Raw genomic sequence first — 20,175 nt, forward strand, 5'->3', positions numbered from 1 at the left:
GCGTTACAAAGTAAGGGCTGGCCGGGAAAGTTCAGCGTAGCAGCTGCGCAGCCATGGGCTTGCCAGTAGCGGGACAAGTGCCGACTAAAGACATGCCTCTGATGGCAGCGTTGCGGCTGGCTGGGCCCTGGGAGAGTAGATGGCGGCTGTGGCAAACAAGCCTAACTTGCCGGGCGTGGCAGCTCTAAAATTGCCCTGAAACAGATTTGGCGTTGAAAGCCAGTAGAAATGATGCACTTTGACGGCTACTTAATCCGGCTACTGACCCCGGAGGACTTTGAGGCTTTTTTTCAGCTGGTGGAAACCAACCGGGCCCGGCTGGCGAGCTTCTTTACCGGCACGGTTTCCCGAACCAAAACCCGGGAGGAAGCCCGGGCTTTTGTACTGGATATCACCCAGCGGGCCAAAGAGCGGACCTACTTTCCTTACATCATAGTCGATACCTCGAATGGGAAGATTGCCGGGTTTCTGGACCTGAAGAACATTGACTGGAGCATTCCCAAGTCGGAAATGGGCTGTTACATCGACGTCGCATACGAGGGCAAGGGCATCACCACCAAAGCATTCTGCCAGTTTGTGGATTTTTGCTTTGCCGAGCACCGCTTTCAAAAATTGTTTTTAAGAACCCACCACAGCAACACTTCTGCCCGCCGGGTAGCAGAGAAGGCTGGGTTTGAGATAGAAGGTGTAATCCGGCGCGATTACAAAACGACAGCCGGTGAACTCGTGGACTTGATTTATTACGGAAAGCTCAGCGCATCATGATTACCGGAAAAGACTTACTCGACCTGGGCCTCAAGCCCGGCAAATGGTTTAAAGAAGCCCTGGAGCACATCAACACCCATGCCCTTACCGGCGAAGCACTGCATGCTTACCTCGACACGGTGAAGCCTGCGCCGGCGCTGCCGCTGCTGGCCGAGCCACGGCCTTTCTTTGAGAACATCAGCGCCGACACGGCCGTGGAGCAGGCCAACATCGACTACGTGAAGCTGTCGATGAGCCAGCTCATGCGCACCCCCACGGTGGTGACGGGCGCCATTATGCCCGATGCCTGCCCGGCCGGGCCGCTGGGCACCATTCCGGTGGGCGGCGTGGTGGTAACGCGCAACGCCATCCACCCCGGCATGCACTCGGCCGACATCTGCTGCTCGGTGATGCTGACAAACCTGGGCAAAACCGACCCGAAAACCGTGCTCGACACGGCCCAGCAGATAACCCACTTCGGTCCTGGGGGCCGTCCCGCCGACCGGCAGTTTGCGCTGCCGGCCGATATCCGGGCCGAGTTTGAAGCCAACCCTTACCTGAATTCGCTGCGCAGCCTGAACCTGGCCCAGGAACACCTGGGCACCCAGGGCGACGGCAACCACTTTCTGTACGTGGGCACCTCGCGCACCACCGGCGACACCATGCTGGTGACACACCATGGCTCGCGGGGCCCAGGCGCTGTGCTCTACAGCCAGGGCATGAAGGTGGCCGAACGGTTCCGGCAGGACATCTCGCCCGACACGGCCCCGCAAAATGCCTGGATTCCCAGCGAAACGCCGGAGGGCCAGGCCTACTGGGCGGCGCTGCAAACCATACGCCGGTGGACCAAACAAAACCACCTGTGCCTGCACGAGGCCGTGGCCACGGCGCTGGGCGCCACCGTACAGAAACGATATTGGAATGAGCACAACTTCGTGTTCCGCGACGGCGACCTGTACTACCACGCCAAGGGGGCCACGCCGCTGGACCCGAAATTTATGCCCGACATCACCGGCCCGCGCATCATTCCGCTGAACATGGCTCAGCCCATTCTCATTGTGGAGGGCGCTACCACCGCCAACAACCTGGGCTTTGCCCCGCACGGGGCCGGCCGCAACCTGAGCCGCACCCGCCACAAGTTCAGCAAAGGCAACCAGACCAAAGAAGCCCTGTTTGCCGAAGAAACCCAGGGCATTGATGCCCGCTTTTTCTTCAATCAGATTGATATTTCCGAGTTGCCCAGTGCCTACAAGAATGCCGAGGAAGTAAAACGGCAGATAGCCGACTTCAACCTGGCTACTACTATTGACGAGGTGATGCCCTACGGCTGCATCATGGCCGGCGACTGGGAGCAGGATGCACCGTGGCGCAAGAAAAAACAAGTCAAGGAAGCAGCCCGACTGGCCGCCGCTGCCGATACGCAGGCAGACTGTTCGGCGCTGACGCCGGAATAGCGAATGAGCAGGCTTCGCAGTCCGGTAAGGGTGAAGGTCGGCTTTGGCGTGCCCAGGCACGGCTGGCTGCCCGTGGAGCTGATTGCCGCCGATGGGTTAATCCTGGAGCTGGATGTTTCCGACGTTCCCGTAAACCCGCTGGAGGAGCTCTGCAGCACCCTGATTCTGGCATTGCAAGGCATCTCGGCCCGGATGGGCTGGCACCTGGAGCCGGCATGGTGCTGGCTGTGCTTTGAATGGAGTGGCAGCACGGTTACTTTGATTGTGCTTATCAGTGATTCATTCAATAGCAAAGCCGAGGAAAGGCTGCGTATAACCGGCTCGGTTCAGGAGCTGGTGCTGCCTTGGTACCGGGCACTGAAAAGATTCAGCAGCAGGAGCTACGGTGCCGATTGGCCAGCAATTGATGCCAGTAAAATCAAGAAACTAACCCAAGTGGTACAAGCCTGGAAATTACGTTAATAAGACAAGGTCCAGGCCGAGCGGGTGCGCTGCTGCGCCCGGCGTCAGCAACTTTAATTTGCAGCAGAAACAACGATAGGGAATTTGACGGCCAACTACATGATGAGACGATTTTTATTGATAGCCTGCCTTTGGGCATTGGCCATGCCGCTGGCGGCACAAGGCAGGCTGGAGCAAGGCCAGATATCGGCCCCCTTCGTACTGGGCAAAGTGGAAACCATTCCGTCGGCAATACTGAAGGAGCAAAGACTGCTGAACGTGTACTTGCCGCCGGGATACTCGCCTGATTCGGCGGCGAGGTACCCGGTAATTTACCTGCTCGACGGCTCGGCCGACGAGGATTTTATCCACGTGGTAGGCCTGGTGCAGTTCTTTAACTTCCCCTGGATAAACCAGTTTCCGCCGTCCATTGTGGTGGGAATTGCCAACACTTCGCGCAAGCGGGATTTTACTTCACCAGTCGCCAACCTCGATTTTCTGGAACCCCTGGGATTTCCCAAGCGGGGGTTTGAGCAGGCCGGCGGCTCGGAGAAGTTTATTGCCTTTATCGAAAAGGAAGTGCAGCCTTTTGTCGAAAAGAGCTACAAAGTCAATTACTCCAAAACCATTATAGGGCAGTCGCTGGGTGGCTTGCTGACCACCGAAATTCTGCTTAAAAAGCCCAGTCTTTTCGACACCTATTTAATTCTTAGCCCCAGCCTGTGGTGGAACAAGCAGGCGCTGCTGCGGCAGGCGCCGGCCTTGTTGCAGCAACAAAACAAGAATAACATAAAAGTCTACATTGGCGTGGGCAAAGAAGGGAAAATGATGATTTCCGACGCGGAAGGCCTGGCCCAGGCAATTAAGAAATACCGCGGAGCCAGCGCCCAGGTAGTGTATGATTACCTGCCCAATGAAAACCACGCCACCATGACGCACCAGGCGATTTACAATGCCTTCAAGCGGTTGTACCCGGCGAAATAGCCAGGCAGCTGCCGCGCTCCCACGGCTGCCTGGGGGCATGGGCCCGCTCCTGTGCGGCGCTGGTCTGGCAATGCGGGTGGAGTGACCGGGAAACCTACTTTTGCCGGCCAACCTCTTTCATTAGCATGCTGCCGCAATTACTCGACCTCATCTCCCGTTCCGGCAACTTAAGCCCGGCCGACATTGCCTTGTGCGAACGGTATTTCCAGCCGCTGGCGGTGAAGAAAAACACGGTGGTGCAAGCCGCGGGTACGGTGCCGCAATACTTGTACTTCCTTGGTACGGGCTACATGCGGCTGTACTACGCCGATGAGCAGGGCAGTGAAATTACCACCCACCTGGGGCTGCCGGGCGATTTCCTGACGCCGTTTCTCAGCTTTATTCACCAGCAGCCGGCCCCCGAAAGCCTGGCAGCTATTACCGCCTGCGAGGTCCTGCGCATCGCCCACGCCGACCTGGCCGCCCTTATTGCCGGCAGCGAGGCCTTTAAGCAGTTCAGCCTGCTGATTTTTGAGCAAGCCATGGGCGCCGCGGCCCGGCGGGCCAATAGCCTGGCCACGCTCAGCGCCGAGCAGCGCTACCGGCTGCTGCTGGCCCAGCACCCGGCCGTGCTGCTGCACGTGCCGGTGCAGCAGCTGGCCTCCTACCTGGGCATCAAGCCGGAAAGCCTGAGCCGCATCCGGCGGCAGGTGGTTTCCTAACAAATGTCAGGTGCCCGCCCCCGGGCCGGGCTACACCTTTGCAGTCCTGGCCGGTAATGATGCGGCCGGGTTCAAGCGTTATGGAAATTGCACTGGTTGCCCTGGGCTCGCGGGGCGACATTCAACCTTATCTGGCCCTGGGACTGGGCCTGCAGGCCGCCGGCCACTCGGTGCGGCTGGTGTCGGCCCGCAACGAGGCCGCCTTTGTAGAAGCGCACGGGCTTGGCTTCCGGGCCCTGGACGTGGACGTGCGCCAGCTGCTGGACCAGGGCGCGGTGGGCGACACCCGGGGCAGTAACAACCCTATCCGGTTTTTCTGGCGCACCCTGCGCCCACCCGCCGAGGTGCGCCGGCTGCAGGTGGCGGTGCAGGAAGGCATTGCCGCAGCCTGCGCTGGGGCCGACGTGCTGGTGTACCACCCGGGCATGGGGCTGCCGTTTTTCCTGGCGCAGGCGGCCGGGCAGCTGAGTGTGCTGGCCAGCCCTTTTCCCCTGCTGCCTACCGCCGCCTATCCGGCCATCTTGTTTTACCGGGGGCAAAAGCTGGGCGCACTGGCCAACCGGCTGACCCATTACCTGTTCGACCGTATGTTCTGGGCTTTTTCCAAAGCCATGGTGCGGGCCTACTGGCGGCAGCAAGCCGCACCGGCCCGCTTTGGCACCTCGGCCGTGCAGCAGCACTGGCAAAGCGGGCAGCCGGTGCTGCTGGGCTACAGTGCCCGGCTGTTTGCTCCCGACCCGGCCTGGGGGCCTCATGCGCACACCACCGGGGCCTGGGCGCTGCCGCCCGACCAGGACTTTCGGCCGTCGCCGGCGCTGGCCGCGTTTTTAGAAGCCGGTGAGCCACCGCTGTACATTGGGTTTGGCAGCATGAAGCAGGAGGACGCGGCCAGCTTGCTGGCTCTGCTGGCCGAGGCGCTGCGCCGCAGTGGGCAGCGGGCCGTGGTGGGGCTGGGCTGGAGCCGAACCGACGCTGACCAGCCCTTGCCGTCCAGCATGCTGCTGGTGGAAAGCGTGCCGCATACCTGGCTTTTTCCGCGCACCAAAGCCGTGGTACATCACGGCGGGGCCGGCACGGTGCATGCCGGCCTGGCAGCGGGCCGGCCCACCGTGGTGGTGCCCCACCAGGCCGACCAGCCGGCCTGGGGCCAGCGCGTGTTCGAGCTGGGGGTAGGCAGCCGGCCCATCCCCCGGGAAAAGCTGACGGCCGAAAACCTGGCGGCCGCCATTGCCTATGCCCTGCAGCCCGCTGTAGTGGAGCGAGCGCGGGCCCTGGGCCAGCTATTGGCCGCGGAAAATGGCGTGGAGCGAGCCGTGGCCGCTATTGAGCAGGCCTGGCGCCTGCGGGAGCCGGCACACTAACGACCAGGCAGGCGGCGTGTTCAGCCCCGGGCGATGTGCGCCGTGAACACGGCCGCCAGCGCCGCCGTCTCGGTGCGCAGTCTCGACTCGCCCAGCGTCACGGGCTTGATACCCAGGCCCAGGGCCTGCTCAATCTCGGCCGGGGTGAAGTCGCCTTCCGGGCCAATGAGCACGCAGCACTGCGGAGCGGCCGCCACTACCTGCTTGAGGTCGGTGCGCTCGCCTTCTTCCAGGTGGGCAATGAAAGTGGTAGCCGGCGCTGCTGCCTTGATAAAAGCCGCAAAGTCGGTCAGCTCGTCGAGCTGGGGCAGCCAGGTCTGGCCCGACTGCTTGAGGGCGCTGACAGCAATTTTTTCCAGGCGCTCCAGCTTGAGCTCGCGGCGCTCGGAGCGGGCGCAGCGCAGGAAGCTGATGCGCTCTACGCCCACTTCCACGGCCTTTTCCACGAACCACTCCATGCGGTCGAGGTTCTTGGTGGGCGCTACGGCTACGTGAGTAAAGTAGGGGCGGGGCGGCAGCTGCTCGTGGGCGCTGATGCGCAGCTGGCAGCGCTTGGGGTTGGCATCGGCCACGGCGGCCTGGTAGCGCCCGCCCCGTCCGTCGAGCAGCTCCACGGCGTCGCCCGCCGCCAGACGCAGCACCCGCACGGCGTGCTTGCTTTCGTCTTCGGGCAGGGTATAGGTGGGGCCGCTGAGGTCGGGGGCAAAGAAGGTGTGCATGGGTGCAAAGAACGGAAACAGGCCTAAATCAGCGCCTGACTAAAATAAACCGCTGGGCTATCCACGTCGTATCCCTTGTTTCTGGTTCCTGGTTGGTGGTTGTCGTTCAAACTAGAAACAAGCAGCCAGAAGCCAGAAACTTTCTCCCATCCTTTCTTTCCACCTATGAAAATCAAACTGAAAAAGCTCGAAGACCAGACTATTGTCATCACCGGCGCCTCGTCGGGCATCGGGCTGGTAACGGCCCGCATGGCCGCCGAAGCCGGGGCCCGGCTGGTGCTGGCCGCCCGCAGCGAAGATGCCCTGCGTGAACTGGCCGCCGAAATCAACAACGCCGGCGGGCAAGCTACCTACGTGGTGGCCGACGTGTGCCGCGAGCAGGACGTGCGCCACATTGCCGAGGTAGCCATCGAGAAGTTTGGCGGCTTCGATACCTGGGTGAACGACGCCGGGGTGTCCATCTACGGCAAGCTGGAGGAAGTGCCCATTGAAGACATGCGCCACCTGTTCGAAACCAATGTGTGGGGCCTGATTTACGGCTCGCTGGAAGCAGCCAAGCACCTGAAGGCCACAGGCGGTGCCATCGTTAACATTGGCAGCGTGCTCTCGGAAAGCACGGCCATTCTGCAAAGCATCTACAGCGCCAGCAAGCACGCCGTGAAAGGCTTTACCGACGGCCTGCGCATGGAGCTGGACCTGGACGAGGCGCCGGTGGCTGTTACGCTCATCAAGCCCGCGGCCATTGATACGCCCTACACCCTGCACGCCAAAAACTACATGGAGCGCGAGGCCCAGCACGCCCCGCCGGCCTACGCGCCCGAAACCGTGGCCCGCGCCATCCTGCACTGCTGCGAAACGCCCGAGCGCGAAATCACCGTGGGCGGCGGTGGCAAGATGATAACCGGCATGCGCCACTGGGCGCCCACGCTGTTCGACAAGTTCATGACCAACGTCTTCGTGAAGCAGGAAAAAGCCGACTACCCGGCCCGGCCCCTGCACGACAACGGCCTGGACCACGCCGCCGGCAGCCTGCGGGAGCGCGGCAACTACCCGGGCCGCACCCGCGAAACCAGCTTCTACACCACTGCCGCCCTTAATCCAGGCGTGACGGCGGCGGTAGTGGCCGGTGCCGGCCTGGGGCTGGCTGCCTGGCTAAGCCGCGCCGAGCTGAAAAAGCAGTTTAAGCAGGCCAGCCAATAAAGAAGCGAACTGAATAGCAAGCCGTGCTGGGTTGGGACTAACGCTCCAGCCGAGCACGGCTTTCTTTTTATATTGGCCTCAGGTTAACTAAACCTCTGTAATCCCTCAACTTATAGGCCGCACATGCGGCCACAAGCTCGCCTGCTTCCCATGGAAAAGAAATACTGCATCCTATGGGCTTTGCTGGGCCTGGCACCAGCCGCTACTGCCCAGCTCAGTACCCTGAATCGGCCCGCCGAGCCGGTGGTAATGACCGGGGCCAGCCTGTCGGTCTTCGCCAGCCTGCGTCCGGCCGACGTCGTTGGCTTTCGCTACGCCAACAGCGCCTGGCAACAGATTCCGGTGCAGGTAGACGAGCGCGCCCTGCTCGACGTGGTGAAGCCCTACGGGGCGCTGGCAGCGGCGGCCGGCTATCCACCTTCGCCGAACAACCCCCGCATCCTTTTCTACACCGACGCCGGCACCTTCACCGGGGCCGACCCGGTGACCACCATTGATGCCGACGATGAGCTGGTGTTCATGACCAAAGATGCGGGCGGACGAGCGCCGGCGGGTAGCTTGCCCGCCGGCGTAGTACCCGGCAGCTGCCGCGAAGTAAGCCTTACCGACCCCTTAGGAGGGCTGGGGTACGTGTACCTTTTCCAAAATGCTGGCGCGCTGGCGCAGAATGCCGGGCAGCGCTACGTGAACTATGCCTCCAACCTGGCCACTACACCCGGCTACCCGGCCCACCTCATGGGCGCCAATGTTGAGAACACCACCATCAGCACCGCCCGCTACAGCTGGCACTTCGCCGCCGAGTGGGTAAGCGACGAGCTGAAGCTGGCCATAGGCTCCAACACCGACATTCTCGACCGCCACAAGAACTTCTTTGCCAATGGCAACTGCATTCGCCACGAAGATGCCTTCTCGGCAGCCGAAAACGCCTTCGTGACGGTGAAAGCCGGCCCCTTGCGGGTTATTCGCTCCTACATGGGCGCCGTGAGCGGCCCCCTGACTCAGCGTACGCACTTGTTCTATGAGGGGCGGCACGACATCATTACCGACCTGCGGGTGCACAACATCGTGAGCATCTTCGACGCCTTCGACTATAGCCCGGCAGCCAATGGCATGGTGTACCGCAACAACTTCAACACGAATGGGGTGGTCATCGACGGGCGGCCCGACGTTGTAGCCCTGGGCGACCTGCGCTGGGAACAGGTAAGCGGGGCGCCCGGCACGCTGTCGGTCCTGCACAGCCGTGCTACAACGCTCACGGCCACCGATGCTACGTTTTCGTCTTACTACGACGACAACAGCGCCAACCCGGCCTCCAACTGCACCGGCGACGGGCAGGCCTGGGGCACCAGCGGCGTGAGCGTGCAGTTCCTCAACGGCAGCGTCTGCACCGACCCGCTCGGCGGGGGCTGCGGCACGGCCTCCACCCACTTCCGCACGCTGCAAACTACCCGCAGCCTGTATTTCGACGCGCCCACCCTCCAACCGGCACGGCGGCCGGCTACCAGCAGCAACGGAACAGCCCCCTGCAGCTGGCGGTAGGAGGGTGTGCCACCGCGACGGCAGCCACTGCCGCTGCTTTTGGCGCCGACATCAGCCTGTTTCCCAATCCCGGCCCTGGGCTGCTGTCGGTACAGACCAGCCAGCCTTATGACCTGCAGGTCTACAACGTCCTGGGTCAGCTGCTGTACACCCGGGAGCTTTCGCCCGGCGTACTGGAGCTACAGCTGCCGGCCGGGGGCGTATTCGTGCTGGTTTTCACCGATGGCTCCGGCCTGAAAGCCATACGGCGGGTACTGCGCTAGGCGTTGCTTAACCCGCCCGTTGCAGCGAAGCGGCGGGCACCGCCGTTTTTTGCTCGGCTTCCAGCAGCCCTTTCAGCTTGCGCAGGTAGCGGCCCATCATCCAGTTGGTGTACCAGCGCAGGAACCATAGGGGCGGAGCAAAGCCCATTGCCTCATCCACCACCTTGCGCTCGAACTCCAGGGCGTACTCCAGGCGCGTGGCCTGCGTCCCCACACGCTGGAAGCGGCGTTCCATGCTCAGCCAGTTCGGGTCGCCGGCTTCCGTGGTGCAGCGCATCAGCTGCCCGTCATCATAGCGCAGGTATAGCAGCCGCTTGATGGAGTGGGGTACTTTCGCCGAAAGGAAAGCGTCCTCCGTGGCCACGCTGCCCGGCAGGGGCTGTGGGGTACTGAGCTCTGTTCCGTGGACTTCGGCTCGCCACTGGGCGTCGTTGCGCAGGTCGGCGGCGAATGCAAATACCGCGGCAAGCGGGGCGTTAATTATAATGCTGCGCCTGGCGGTGATGATGGGCGAGGTTGGGGAATTGGTTTGCATAAGTATCCTTCCAGACTCCTCCGCTATACATGGGCGTTGCCTGCCGCTGGTTCAATGAAAACATGCTTCAATTTCGTCCAATGATGAGGAAGCCTACATTTGCCACTAGCAGGTATTTAATAAGACCAGTTAAAGAAATATGACCACCAGCGAGTTCTGGCTAGCTACAAGCTTCGACTACATCATAACATACTCGCTTAACCGGGGACCCAAGCTTGATGCCATTCAAGAAGCTGCCAAGCTTTTGGTCAAAGAAATTCGCAGCCAGCTGTTGGTGGTGCCTTCTTCCCAGCTTCCCTTACTTCGGAAACAGCTCCGCCTTTTGGAGCGCACCCATGGCATTGACATGCTGAGCCTGACTCAAGGGCCAACGGCTTACAATATAACCGCCTCACCGGTGTCAGTAATCAGTAGAGACTCGCCAGAACAGCTTGAGCTAGCGGGCATATTGCAGGCACCAGTCCTTAATAGAATGTATTGGATGTGTGGACCGGTGTATCGGGATGCCTTGGCTTTCTATGATGCCCAGGATAATTTAACCGCTGTGCTCAACATCTGCTTCGATTGTGACCAGATGTTAACTCATACGGGAGAGGAAGTAGAGGCCGATACCGCTACTTATAAGCAGTTGCTTCATTTTCTCATACAGAAGGGGCATTCGATATCTAATCCGGACGGCATGCCAGGCAATGAATAAAAAAGCCCCGCTGGAACAAACCAGCGGGGCTTTTTTTACCTTAAACAGTAATTAAGCTACTTCAGCAGTGGCCGCTACGGCTACTTTGGGAGCGCCGGCCAGGATTTCCTCGTTGGCGTAGTCGGCATACTTCTTGAAGTTGGCCACGAACTTATCGGCCAGCGAGGCGGCGGTAGCGTCGTAGGCAGCTTTGTCGGCCCAGGTGTTGCGGGGGTCCAGGATTTCGGTGGGCACGCCGGGCACCGCGCCGGGCACTTCCACGCCGAAGATGGGGTGCTTGGTGAACTTCACCTCGTTCAGCTGCCCATTCAGGGCGGCGGTAATCATGCCGCGGGTGTAGCCCAGCTTCATGCGCGAGCCGACGCCGTAGGAGCCGCCCGTCCAGCCGGTGTTCACCAGCCACACGTTCACGTCGGGGTTCTCGTCCATCTTCTGGCCCAGCATCTCGGCGTACTTGGTGGGGTGCAGGGGCAGGAACACGGCGCCGAAGCAGGCCGAGAACGTGGTCTGCGGCTCGGTCACGCCCATTTCCGTGCCGGCCACCTTGGCAGTGTAGCCGCTCATGAAGTGGTACATGGCGTGGCTCTTGTCGAGGCGCGAGATGGGAGGCAGCACGCCGAAGGCATCGGCCGTCAGGAAGAAGATGTTCTTCGGCGCATCGGCCACCGAGGGCTCGATGGCGTTGTCGATGAAGTGAATGGGGTAGGCGGTGCGGGTGTTCTCGGTTACGCTCTTGTTGGCGTAGTCCACGGTGTGGGTACCGGGAACGAAGCGGGTGTTCTCCACGATGGAGCCGAAGCGGATGGCATCCCAAATCTGGGGTTCCTTCTCCCGGCTCAGGTCAATCACCTTGGCGTAGCAGCCGCCTTCGAAGTTGAAGATGCCGGCGTCGGGCGTCCAGCCGTGCTCGTCGTCGCCGATGAGGCCGCGGTTGGGGTCGGCCGAGAGAGTGGTTTTGCCAGTGCCCGACAGGCCAAAGAACACGGCCGTGTCGCCGTCGGCGCCTACGTTGGCCGAGCAGTGCATGCTCAGGGTGTTGTGCTCGTGGGGCAGCAGGTAGTTCAGCACGCCGAAGATGCCTTTCTTCATCTCGCCGGCGTAGCCCGTGCCGCCAATCAGAATCATCTTCTTGGTGAAGTTGAGGATGGCGAAGTTGGGCTGCCGGGTGCCGTCCACGGCCGGGTCGGCCTCAAAGCCGGGGGCGCAGATGATGCTGAAGTCGGGCGCCCAGGAGGTGTCGGCACCGGCGGCGGGGCGCAGGAACATGTTGTAGCAAAACAGGTTGTGCCAGGCCTGCTCGTTCACGATGCGCAGCTTCAGCTGGTAGTCGGGGTTGGCGCCGGCGTAGGCTTCCCGCACGTAGAGGTCCTTGTCGGCCAGGTAAGCCAGCATCTTCTCGTGCAGCTGGTCGAACTTGTCGGCGTCGAAGGGAATGTTGATGTCGCCCCACCACACGCTGTCTTCGGTGTTGGCGTCGCGCACTACAAACCGGTCCTTGGGCGAGCGGCCGGTAAACTTGCCGGTGTCGGCCATCAGGGCGCCGGTGTCGGTGAGCGTGCCTTCGCCGTTGCGCAGGGCGTGCTCCACCAGCTCGGCCGGCGTCAGGTTAAGGTGTACGGTGCCCGTCTGGGAGAAACCCAACGGGCGCAGGCGGTCAGCTGCAGTCGACAGGGAAGCGGTGGACTCGGACATGGGAATGAAAAATGTAGGTGGGAATGAAGAATTAATAGTACAAAGGTAAAATCAGGGCTTGCAAGCGGAGTGAAACAATTCGCAACTTTACTGGGACAAATCAAACCTAAGTTGCGGTTGAGTACGGAAATAATGGCGTTTGGGGGCTGGTTTCAGCCTTTCGCTGCACGTTCACTCGTCGCCATTCATACAATTCAGGCCCGATTTTCTGCAATCGTTCCCGCTCCATGAAAGAAAAGATAGCACATTACAACGGCTTATACGGCGACGACAAGGCCCGCGTCTCGCACGACTACCTGCAGAGTGAATTGATTGTGCCCCGCACCCGGCCCAGCGACTGGGGCCTCAAGCCTCACCTGCACGGCAACCTGTTCCAGCTGTTTTTTCTCGAAGCGGGCCGGGCGTCCTTTCACTCCACCGAGTCGGTGGAGCTCACCACGCCCTGCATGGTGCTCATTCCGGCGGGTACCGTGCACAGCTTCACCTTCAGCCCCCAGGTGCAGGGCCGCACCCTCACCCTGGCCGAGGCCCTGATGGACACCATCCTGCAAGCCACGCCGGCCGTGCTGGTGGAGGTGAACTCGGTGCGTATCCTGTCCGACTTCAACGACGAAGTGAGCTTTGCCGACCTGCTGGCCCTGGAACAGCACATCCACACCGAGATGAACCTGGACCTGCCCGGCAAGCAGCTGGCCCTGAACGCCTACTTCAAGCTGCTGTTTCTGAAAATCTACCGCCTGCTGCAGCAGCAGCGCAAGGAAGCCGACAACTCCAACCGGGCCCTGCACTACTTCCGCGAGTTTCAGAAAGCCATCGGGGCGGCGCCCTCGGGTAAAAAGATTGCCGAGTTTGCCCAGGAGCTCAAGATTACGCCCGTGCACCTCAACCGCATCTGCCAGGCGGTGAAAGGCAAGACGGCCCAGCAGATTGTGCACGCCCACACCATCCGCAAGGCCCACAACTACCTTATATACACCTCGCTGTCAGTGTCGGAAATTGCTTACGCCCTGCAGTTTGCCGATGCCGGCTACTTCACCCGCTTTTTCCGCAAGCAAACCGGCCTCTCGCCCGGGGCTTACCGCGCCAAGGCCTACCGCAGCGAAGGCCAGGCCAAAGCGCAGCGGCCCGAGCCGGCGGAGTAGGAGCGGGCGAACAAAGCTGCGATTATTTGCTGTTGGGCCGGCATAGTGCCGATTCTTTCCTAGATTTACCAACCCCTTTTTGCCTAATCCGCAAAGAGAAGGGCATTTTACACATTTCACATCCCAATCTCTCACTTAATTAACCCCAATATGCAAACTGCTACCGCCACGCACGAGTCTGCGCCGGCCGTTAAACAAGGACACCCGAAGGCGCTGTACATGCTCTTCTTCACAGAAATGTGGGAGCGTTTCAGCTACTATGGCATGCGTGGCCTGCTGGTGCTTTACCTGACCAAGTCGGTACTCGCCGGCGGATTGGGGGTGCCCACGGCAACCGCTACCCTGATTTACGGCTACTTCACCGGCTTTGTATACTTCACTCCCATCATCGGGGGCTGGCTGGCCGATAAGTTTATCGGGCAGCGCCGGGCCATTCTCATCGGGGGCGTGCTCATGGCCCTGGGGCAGTTCAGCCTGTTTTACACCCAGCCCGGCAGCCCGGCGGCCGTTTTTGGCCTGCCTAGCGGCACCGCCCTGGGCTTGCTGCTCATTATCATCGGCAACGGCTTCTTTAAGCCCAATATCTCCACGCTGGTAGGCCAGCTTTACCAGCAGGGTGACCCGCGCCGCGACTCGGCCTTCACCATCTTTTACATGGGCATCAACATTGGAGCCTTCCTGGCACCGCTGGTGTGCGGCTACCTGGCCGAAGACCTGTTTGCCACCAAGACGGTGGTCGACGGGGTTGAGCAGGTAAGCTCTTTTGGCTTCCGTTACGGCTTCCTGGCGGCTGGTATGGGCATGGTGCTGGGGCAGCTTATCTTCAACCTGGTTGGCCCACGCCTGCTCGGCAACCTGGGCCTGGCTCCGGTGAAGAAAGACACGAATGAAGTGGTAGTAAAGCAAGTGCTGACCAAAGAGGAGACCGACCGCATGGCCGTAATCTTCATTATCACCATCCTGGTAGTGTTCTTCTGGGCCGGCTTCGAGCAGGCGGGTTCTTCGCTTACGCTCTACACCGACAAATACATCAACCGCGAGGTGTTCGGCTACCTAATTCCTACTTCCTGGTTTCAGTCGGTAAACCCGCTGTTCATCGTAGCGCTGGCTCCGCTGCTGGCTGGCTTCTGGACCAACCTAGCGGCTAAAAACCGCGACCTGAGCATTCCCGTGAAAATGGGCCTGGGCATGATTCTGCTCGGCGTAGGCTTCCTGTTCATGGTTGGCGCTGTGCTGCAGCGCGGTGGTGACGTAGCCGACGAAACCGTGAAGGCCAGCATCATGTGGCTGCTGGCTACTTACTTCTTCCACACCATCGGCGAGCTGTGCCTGTCGCCCATCGGTCTGTCCATGGTGACGCGCCTGGCGCCGGTTACCTATGCCTCTATGCTCATGGGCGTGTGGTTCCTGGCGCCCTTCGTGGCTCAGATTGCCGGCGGCTATATCGCTTCCTACGTGGAGGAGCTGGGCGCCCTGAAAGTATTTGGCCTTATCGCAGCCTTCGTTATCCTGGCTGGCTTCCTGCTGGTTGCCATTGCCAAGAAGCTCTTCCACATGATGCACGGCCGCGGCTAATAGCCTGTAGCCTGCTCAAATAGTGAAGCTCCCGGCACGAACTGTGTCGGGGGCTTTTTTTTGTGTTTGGTGTGGTGCCACGAATTCCGCGCAGCGGTTCGTGGTACCACTAATAGCCAGAACAGAAGGCCGTTTAGGTATTAGTGGTACCACGTAGGCCTTCGGTTAATTTATGGCACGTAGTTGTCTGCAGCACTGTGTCCTCGTTCAGGTTTTAGTGGTACCACGAAGCCCTTCGGGCAATTCGTGGCACCACGCCGTTCTGCACTGCTAGTTACAAAAAAGCCCCGCCGGCAACGCCAGCGGGGCTTTTTTGTGACTACCAGAATCAGCGTAATCAGCCGAATCAGCAGCAATCAGCGATTTTACATCATGCCGCCCATGCCGCCCATGCCGCCCATGCCGCCGGCAGCGCCGCCACCGGCACCGCCTTTGTCTTCTTCGGGCTCGTCCGAAATCACAGCTTCGGTCGTCAGCAGCAGGCCGGCGATAGAAGCAGCGTTTTCGAGGGCCAGGCGGGTCACCTTGGTGGGGTCGATGATACCGGCAGCCACCAGGTTCTCGTACCGGTCTTCGCGGGCGTTGTAGCCGAAGTCGCCGCTGCCTTCGCGCACCTTCTGCACCACTACCGAGCCTTCGCCGCCGGCGTTGGCCACGATGGTACGCAGGGGAGCCTCCAGGGCCGTGCGGATGATGTTGACGCCGGTGCGCTCGTCGCTGTTGTGGGTATCCACGGCTTCCAGCGACTCCAGGGCGCGCACCAGGGCCACGCCGCCGCCGGGTACCACGCCTTCCTCAACGGCGGCGCGGGTGGCGTGCAGGGCATCGTCTACCCGGTCTTTCTTTTCCTTCATCTCCACTTCGGTGCTGGCACCGATGTAGAGGATGGCTACGCCACCCGACAGCTTGGCCAGGCGCTCCTGCAGCTTCTCCTTGTCGTAGTCGGAAGTAGTGGTTTCCATCTGGGCCTTAATCTGGTTGACGCGGGCCGTGATGTCTTCCTTCTGACCCTTGCCGTTGACAATGGTCGTGTTGTCTTTGTCGATGATGATTTTCTCGGCCGTGCCCAGGTAGTCCAGGGTGGCGTTTTCGAGCTTGTAGCCGCGCTCTTCGCTGATAACGGTACCGCCAGTGAGTACGGCAATGTCTTCGAGCATGGCCTTACGACGGTCGCCGAAGCCGGGAGCCTTCACGGCCGCGATTTTCAGCGAGCCGCGCAGCTTGTTTACTACCAGGGTAGCCAGGGCCTCACCGTCAACATCTTCGGAGATGATAACCAGGGGCTTGCCGGTCTGCAGCACCTGCTCCAGCACGGGCAGCAGCTCCTTCATGGTGCTCACCTTCTTGTCGTAGATGAGCACGAAGGGCGAGTCCATCTCCACTTCCATCTTCTCGGGGTTGGTCACGAAGTAGGGGGAGAGGTAGCCGCGGTCGAACTGCATGCCTTCTACCGTTTTTACTTCGGTCTCGGTGCCGCGGGCTTCTTCCACGGTGATAACGCCTTCCTTGCCCACTTTGTCCATGGCGTCGGCAATCATCTTGCCGATTTCGGAGTCGTTGTTGGCCGAGATAGTGCCTACCTGGGCAATTTCAGCGCTGTTCTCAATCTTCTTCGACTGCGCCTTGAGGTTGGCAACCACGGCCTGTACGGCCTTGTCGATGCCGCGCTTCAGGTCCATGGGGTTGGCACCGGCGGCTACGTTCTTGGAGCCGGCCGTGTAGATGGCCTGGGCCAGTACGGTAGCCGTGGTGGTGCCGTCGCCGGCCTGGTCGGCGGTTTTGGAAGCTACTTCCTTCACCAGCTGGGCACCCATGTTCTCGATGGGGTCGCGCAGCTCAATTTCCTTGGCCACGGTCACGCCGTCCTTGGTGATGCTCGGGGCACCGAATTTCTTGTCGATAATGACGTTGCGGCCTTTGGGGCCCAGGGTCACTTTCACGGCATTCGCCAGTTTGTCTACGCCGCGCTTCAGCTTGTCGCGGCCGTCGGTATCGAATTGGATGTTCTTAGCCATCTTTTAGGGATGAGGTGATTTTGGGTATGAGGTGATGGGGAATTCTCGCGGTCCAGGACAGGCCTAGAGCACGGCGAAAATGTCCGACTCGCGCATGATGAGGTAGTCCTCGCCATCGATGGTGATTTCCGTGCCGGCGTACTTGCCGTAAAGCACTTGGTCGCCCACGCTTACCTGGGGCTTGATGAGCGAGCCGCTGTCTGCCACTTTGCCTTCGCCAACGGCAACCACTTCGCCGCGCTGGGGCTTTTCCTTGGCGGTGTCGGGGATGATGATGCCAGACTTGGTTTTTTCCTCGGCGGCCGCGGCCTTGATGATGACGCGGTCGGCTAGCGGTTTCATGCTAAGTGCCATTTTGGTGGTATTTGGAGTAAGAAAGTTGAAAAATCAGGGTGTGCTGCCCTTCGTCACTTCCTGTGCCAAGGCGGCAAACCTGACAAAAGTGGCAGACTTGGCGGGCGAATGACAGGATTTAGTTCCCGGACCCTGTCAGAAGTAGCGGGGCGGGAAAGAAAAAAGCCGGTGGCCCCGCTTAGGGACCACCGGCTTCACAATCATCGCGGAGGGAATTACTCGGCAGGCGTCGGAGCCGCGGCGGGCTCGGCGGCCGGAGCTCCGGCTTCGGGCGTGCCAGCCGGGGTTGCAGTGCCAGGAGCAGCTGCGCCGGGAGCACCAGCCGGAGCGGCCGGAGCCGGCAGCTTGGTTTCCAGAGCACGCTGCTGGTTTACGCTGCGTACCGGGCCGGCCGTGGTGCCGGTGAGCATGTGGCTGCCCAGCGACAGCACCACCAGGCCAATGGCAAAGCCCCAGGTGAGTTTCTCCAGCAGGTCGCCGGTGCGACGTACGCCCATCAGGTTGGCAGCACCGCCGGCGCCAAACTGGCTGGAAAGGCCACCTCCTTTGGGGTTTTGGGCCAGCACCACCAGGGCCAGCAGGAAGCACACGAGAAGAATCAGAATAACGAGGGCAATGTACATGGTGGGTAAAAAGCTGGGCTTTATTGGCTAAGCCAGGGGTTGCAGGTTAAAATCAGGCCGCAAAGTACGCCAAATTTTCCGGCTGTTTCACTATCTGAGGCGGATAAATATCCTGAAAACATATGCCTCGACCCATTGCGGCGCCTTTTCAAGGGATATGGCTCGGTCCGGGAGCCGTGCTCTTCTTTCCTTGGCTCAAGGCTTCTCAGGCAGGGAAGCCAGGAGCTTCTGGTACCGTTTATCTACCCGTAAGCTCCTGAAGGCCGGGTTTCTCTCCAGCTCGGCCCGGCTGCTGAAGCCCTGGGTGCGGGCTTGTTCCAGCGCTTTGAACGCCCGGGCCGACTGGCCCTCCAGCGCATAGGCAGCGGCCAGCTGGTAGTAGGGCGCCGCCGAACCCGGCTCCACCAGAGTCCAGAGCCGAAAGGTGGTGACGGCGGCCCAGAAGTCCTGATTGGCCAGTGCGGCCTCGCCCTGGCTGTCGAACAGCAGGCGTAAAAAGTGCAGCTGCCGGTTGCCCAGGTGTTGCTCGGCTGGATTAGAGCTCTGCCGGAGCTGCTGCACCGCGGCTGCCCGGCTGCGCCACCCGGCCGCATCTGGTGCGGTGCCGGGCTGGGCTCTGGTGGCCAGGGCCTGGTAATAGGCCCGGCCCGTTTCCCGCTGCCAGCTACTATCCCGCTGAAGGATGGTCCGCTGCTGCTGGCGGGCCCGCTGCAGCTCCGGCTTCCGGGCCAGGGCCTCTGCGCCTTCCCGGGCTGCGGCAACATCGAGCAGGCCGGCAAAGTCGGTGCGGAGCTGCTCGTAAGCTTCCCAGGCAGCCAGCGGCTCGGCTATTGCCCGGGCCGCCGCCAGCCTTTTCTGGAAATACGCCGTCAGCCCGTCCGGCTGCTTGTCGCGCTGTCCGGCTTTGCTTGCCTGCAGCTCCAGCCATTCCAGGGCCTGGCCAAAGGTGGACGCGGGAGGCCAGTCGTGGCCGCCATCAAACACAAGTAAGGTATGCGGGGTGTGTTGCCCGCGCCACTGGGCCCGCAGCTCCAGCATCTCGCCATAATTGGAGTCGTCGAGGCCCACCAGCCCCGCGTAAGCCAGCCCCGCGGGCAGCTTTACCGATGGGGGCAGGTCTGGCAGGCCGGCGCCGCAGCCAGCTACGCCGACTATGCCCTCGGTGAGCATGGCCACGGCCGACGCCACGCGGGAGCCGCCGGAGAAGCCGCTGGTATAAAGCCGTTGCTTGTTCACGGAGTAGCGGGACTCAATATCGGCCCGCAGTACCCGGGCCGCGTCCAGCGAGCTTTCCAGGGCGCCATTGGCCGAGCTGTTGGAGCCGGCCAGGATAAAGCCGTAGGCATCGGCGGCGCCCTGGTAGCGGCGCAGCGGCTGCGCTCCCTGGGCCGCGGGGTCGAACATATACACCACCGGCCAGGTCCGGGCGGTACTGTAGCCAGCCGGCAAATACAGCGCATAGCTCTGCCGGGGATGGTTGCGGCACCAGACGGTATCAGCTACCACCCCGGGCTGCTGGGCGCGGACCGGGGACAAGCCAATGGCAAATGCGGCGAAGGCCGTGAGTTTGCGCAGCATGGAGGCGTCACATTTCGTTGCACTATCGGCCCGAATATAAGCCAGCAGATAAGCCGGGCGACCGGCACCAGCAAAGCTAGGCCTGGGCCGGGGCGGCAGGGAGTCAATCTGGGCCCGGAAATAGTCGGCTTTCTTCGGCTGGATGGCCATCAGGCGCTGGTATAGCTCAATGGCGCGGGCCTATTCTGCCTCCATAGCCTGCAGTGCTAGCGGCCGCAATGGCGGCCTGGAAGTAAACAGCAGTAACGTCAAGAGAGAGTTTTGATACCTCCTAAACAGCTTCTGTGGTAAAGCAGCCCAGGGCTTCCTGTTGGGTTACATGGCAGGGTAGTAGGTCAAGCTGAGTGGATTTAAGGGCTGCAGGTAGCCGTAGCTACTTTTCTTTTGGAGTATACTCTATACCAATGCATCACCGGCGGGCGGGGCATCAGGCCCGGCGGGGAAGGAGATGACAAAGTCTGCCTGGCCGGCCGGGGGCAGCAGCAGCTGGCCGCCGAGCTGCCGGGCCAGGCTCTGCACCAGGCGCAGGCCCAGCGACGAGGCCTGGGCCAGGGTAAA

The 20,175-nt window shown here is 61.2% G+C and carries 18 protein-coding genes; 11 read left to right on the plus strand and 7 right to left on the minus strand.

Features of this window, described 5'->3' with window-relative positions; all coding sequences use genetic code 11:
• Positions 1 to 231: 231 nt before the first annotated feature.
• The 6 genes from ABD919_RS14970 to ABD919_RS14995 all read left to right on the plus strand — a co-directional run bounded on the left by ABD919_RS14970 (position 232) and on the right by ABD919_RS14995 (position 5,685).
• Positions 232 to 765, plus strand: coding sequence for a GNAT family N-acetyltransferase (locus ABD919_RS14970; RefSeq protein ID WP_345236853.1), 534 nt, complete (start codon positions 232 to 234; stop codon positions 763 to 765).
• Positions 762 to 2,198, plus strand: a complete 1,437-nt coding sequence (locus ABD919_RS14975; RefSeq protein WP_345236835.1) for an RtcB family protein — start codon at positions 762 to 764, stop codon at positions 2,196 to 2,198. Before ABD919_RS14970 ends, ABD919_RS14975 begins: the two co-directional genes overlap by 4 nt.
• 72 nt (positions 2,199 to 2,270) lie before the next feature.
• Positions 2,271 to 2,660 (plus strand): hypothetical protein, encoded by a 390-nt coding sequence (locus ABD919_RS14980; protein ID WP_345236836.1) that lies wholly within the window; start codon positions 2,271 to 2,273, stop codon positions 2,658 to 2,660.
• Positions 2,661 to 2,762: 102 nt separating this feature from the next.
• Positions 2,763 to 3,623: an alpha/beta hydrolase gene (locus tag ABD919_RS14985; protein ID WP_345236837.1), complete on the plus strand. Its 861-nt coding sequence runs from the start codon at positions 2,763 to 2,765 to the stop codon at positions 3,621 to 3,623.
• A gap of 125 nt (positions 3,624 to 3,748) precedes the next feature.
• The gene (locus ABD919_RS14990) at positions 3,749 to 4,324 is read left to right on the plus strand and encodes a Crp/Fnr family transcriptional regulator (protein WP_345236838.1); all 576 of its coding nucleotides are present in this window, start codon (positions 3,749 to 3,751) and stop codon (positions 4,322 to 4,324) included.
• Between the two features lie 80 nt (positions 4,325 to 4,404).
• The gene (locus ABD919_RS14995; RefSeq protein ID WP_345236839.1) at positions 4,405 to 5,685 is read left to right on the plus strand and encodes a glycosyltransferase; all 1,281 of its coding nucleotides are present in this window, start codon (positions 4,405 to 4,407) and stop codon (positions 5,683 to 5,685) included.
• 20 nt (positions 5,686 to 5,705) lie between these two features.
• On the opposite strand, the gene ABD919_RS15000 is transcribed toward ABD919_RS14995, so the two are convergent.
• Complete coding sequence (locus ABD919_RS15000; RefSeq protein ID WP_345236841.1) at positions 5,706 to 6,404, minus strand: 16S rRNA (uracil(1498)-N(3))-methyltransferase; 699 nt, start codon at positions 6,402 to 6,404, stop codon at positions 5,706 to 5,708.
• Between the two features lie 165 nt (positions 6,405 to 6,569).
• Between ABD919_RS15000 and ABD919_RS15005 the strand changes: the two genes are divergently transcribed.
• Together ABD919_RS15005 and ABD919_RS15010 are read left to right on the plus strand one after the other, a co-directional pair.
• Entirely contained in the window at positions 6,570 to 7,604 is a 1,035-nt protein-coding gene (locus tag ABD919_RS15005) for an SDR family oxidoreductase (protein WP_345236842.1), read from the plus strand.
• Between the two features lie 150 nt (positions 7,605 to 7,754).
• The gene (locus ABD919_RS15010) at positions 7,755 to 9,143 is read left to right on the plus strand and encodes a hypothetical protein (protein WP_345236843.1); all 1,389 of its coding nucleotides are present in this window, start codon (positions 7,755 to 7,757) and stop codon (positions 9,141 to 9,143) included.
• A 270-nt stretch (positions 9,144 to 9,413) separates the two neighbouring features.
• On the opposite strand, the gene ABD919_RS15015 is transcribed toward ABD919_RS15010, so the two are convergent.
• Positions 9,414 to 9,941 (minus strand): SRPBCC family protein, encoded by a 528-nt coding sequence (locus ABD919_RS15015; RefSeq protein WP_345236844.1) that lies wholly within the window; start codon positions 9,939 to 9,941, stop codon positions 9,414 to 9,416.
• A 139-nt stretch (positions 9,942 to 10,080) separates the two neighbouring features.
• On the opposite strand from ABD919_RS15015, the gene ABD919_RS15020 reads away from it, so the two are divergent.
• Positions 10,081 to 10,638, plus strand: coding sequence for a hypothetical protein (locus ABD919_RS15020; RefSeq protein ID WP_345236845.1), 558 nt, complete (start codon positions 10,081 to 10,083; stop codon positions 10,636 to 10,638).
• A 51-nt stretch (positions 10,639 to 10,689) separates the two neighbouring features.
• Here ABD919_RS15020 and pckA read toward each other — a convergent pair whose 3' ends face one another.
• On the minus strand, positions 10,690 to 12,330 hold the full coding sequence (gene pckA, locus ABD919_RS15025; RefSeq protein ID WP_345236846.1) for a phosphoenolpyruvate carboxykinase (ATP): 1,641 nt from the start codon (positions 12,328 to 12,330) through the stop codon (positions 10,690 to 10,692).
• A 227-nt stretch (positions 12,331 to 12,557) separates the two neighbouring features.
• Here pckA and ABD919_RS15030 point away from each other — a divergent pair, with 227 nt between their 5' ends.
• Together ABD919_RS15030 and ABD919_RS15035 are read left to right on the plus strand one after the other, a co-directional pair.
• Positions 12,558 to 13,472, plus strand: a complete 915-nt coding sequence (locus ABD919_RS15030) for an AraC family transcriptional regulator (protein ID WP_345236847.1) — start codon at positions 12,558 to 12,560, stop codon at positions 13,470 to 13,472.
• A 150-nt stretch (positions 13,473 to 13,622) separates the two neighbouring features.
• On the plus strand, positions 13,623 to 15,047 hold the full coding sequence (locus ABD919_RS15035) for a peptide MFS transporter (protein WP_345236848.1): 1,425 nt from the start codon (positions 13,623 to 13,625) through the stop codon (positions 15,045 to 15,047).
• Positions 15,048 to 15,412: 365 nt separating this feature from the next.
• On the opposite strand, the gene groL is transcribed toward ABD919_RS15035, so the two are convergent.
• The 4 genes from groL to ABD919_RS15055 form a co-directional block, all read right to left on the minus strand.
• Entirely contained in the window at positions 15,413 to 17,062 is a 1,650-nt protein-coding gene (gene groL, locus ABD919_RS15040) for a chaperonin GroEL (protein WP_345236849.1), read from the minus strand.
• Positions 17,063 to 17,125: 63 nt separating this feature from the next.
• Positions 17,126 to 17,416 carry a co-chaperone GroES gene (gene groES / locus ABD919_RS15045; RefSeq protein WP_345236850.1) on the minus strand — a complete coding sequence of 97 codons (291 nt, stop codon included), beginning with the start codon at positions 17,414 to 17,416 and terminating at the stop codon, positions 17,126 to 17,128.
• Between the two features lie 215 nt (positions 17,417 to 17,631).
• Positions 17,632 to 18,039 carry a preprotein translocase subunit SecG gene (gene secG / locus ABD919_RS15050; RefSeq protein ID WP_345236851.1) on the minus strand — a complete coding sequence of 136 codons (408 nt, stop codon included), beginning with the start codon at positions 18,037 to 18,039 and terminating at the stop codon, positions 17,632 to 17,634.
• A gap of 195 nt (positions 18,040 to 18,234) precedes the next feature.
• Positions 18,235 to 19,767 carry a TPR end-of-group domain-containing protein gene (locus tag ABD919_RS15055; protein ID WP_345236852.1) on the minus strand — a complete coding sequence of 511 codons (1,533 nt, stop codon included), beginning with the start codon at positions 19,765 to 19,767 and terminating at the stop codon, positions 18,235 to 18,237.
• Positions 19,768 to 20,175 lie beyond the last annotated feature (408 nt).

Source organism: Hymenobacter saemangeumensis, assembly GCF_039541835.1.
Classification (GTDB): Bacteria; Bacteroidota; Bacteroidia; order Cytophagales; family Hymenobacteraceae; genus Hymenobacter; species Hymenobacter saemangeumensis.

Coding starts and splice junctions, on each gene's coding strand:
- secG (WP_345236851.1), bottom strand. CDS start 18,039: ATGTACATTGCCCTCGTTATTCTGATTCTTCTCGTGTGCTTCCTGCTG.
- ABD919_RS15000 (WP_345236841.1), bottom strand. CDS start 6,404: ATGCACACCTTCTTTGCCCCCGACCTCAGCGGCCCCACCTATACCCTG.
- ABD919_RS15020 (WP_345236845.1), top strand. CDS start 10,081: ATGACCACCAGCGAGTTCTGGCTAGCTACAAGCTTCGACTACATCATA.
- ABD919_RS15055 (WP_345236852.1), bottom strand. CDS start 19,767: ATGGCCATCCAGCCGAAGAAAGCCGACTATTTCCGGGCCCAGATTGAC.
- ABD919_RS15010 (WP_345236843.1), top strand. CDS start 7,755: ATGGAAAAGAAATACTGCATCCTATGGGCTTTGCTGGGCCTGGCACCA.
- ABD919_RS14985 (WP_345236837.1), top strand. CDS start 2,763: ATGAGACGATTTTTATTGATAGCCTGCCTTTGGGCATTGGCCATGCCG.
- pckA (WP_345236846.1), bottom strand. CDS start 12,330: ATGTCCGAGTCCACCGCTTCCCTGTCGACTGCAGCTGACCGCCTGCGC.
- ABD919_RS15005 (WP_345236842.1), top strand. CDS start 6,570: ATGAAAATCAAACTGAAAAAGCTCGAAGACCAGACTATTGTCATCACC.
- ABD919_RS15015 (WP_345236844.1), bottom strand. CDS start 9,941: ATGCAAACCAATTCCCCAACCTCGCCCATCATCACCGCCAGGCGCAGC.
- ABD919_RS14990 (WP_345236838.1), top strand. CDS start 3,749: ATGCTGCCGCAATTACTCGACCTCATCTCCCGTTCCGGCAACTTAAGC.
- ABD919_RS14975 (WP_345236835.1), top strand. CDS start 762: ATGATTACCGGAAAAGACTTACTCGACCTGGGCCTCAAGCCCGGCAAA.
- ABD919_RS14970 (WP_345236853.1), top strand. CDS start 232: ATGCACTTTGACGGCTACTTAATCCGGCTACTGACCCCGGAGGACTTT.
- ABD919_RS15035 (WP_345236848.1), top strand. CDS start 13,623: ATGCAAACTGCTACCGCCACGCACGAGTCTGCGCCGGCCGTTAAACAA.
- ABD919_RS15030 (WP_345236847.1), top strand. CDS start 12,558: ATGAAAGAAAAGATAGCACATTACAACGGCTTATACGGCGACGACAAG.
- ABD919_RS14995 (WP_345236839.1), top strand. CDS start 4,405: ATGGAAATTGCACTGGTTGCCCTGGGCTCGCGGGGCGACATTCAACCT.
- groES (WP_345236850.1), bottom strand. CDS start 17,416: ATGGCACTTAGCATGAAACCGCTAGCCGACCGCGTCATCATCAAGGCC.
- groL (WP_345236849.1), bottom strand. CDS start 17,062: ATGGCTAAGAACATCCAATTCGATACCGACGGCCGCGACAAGCTGAAG.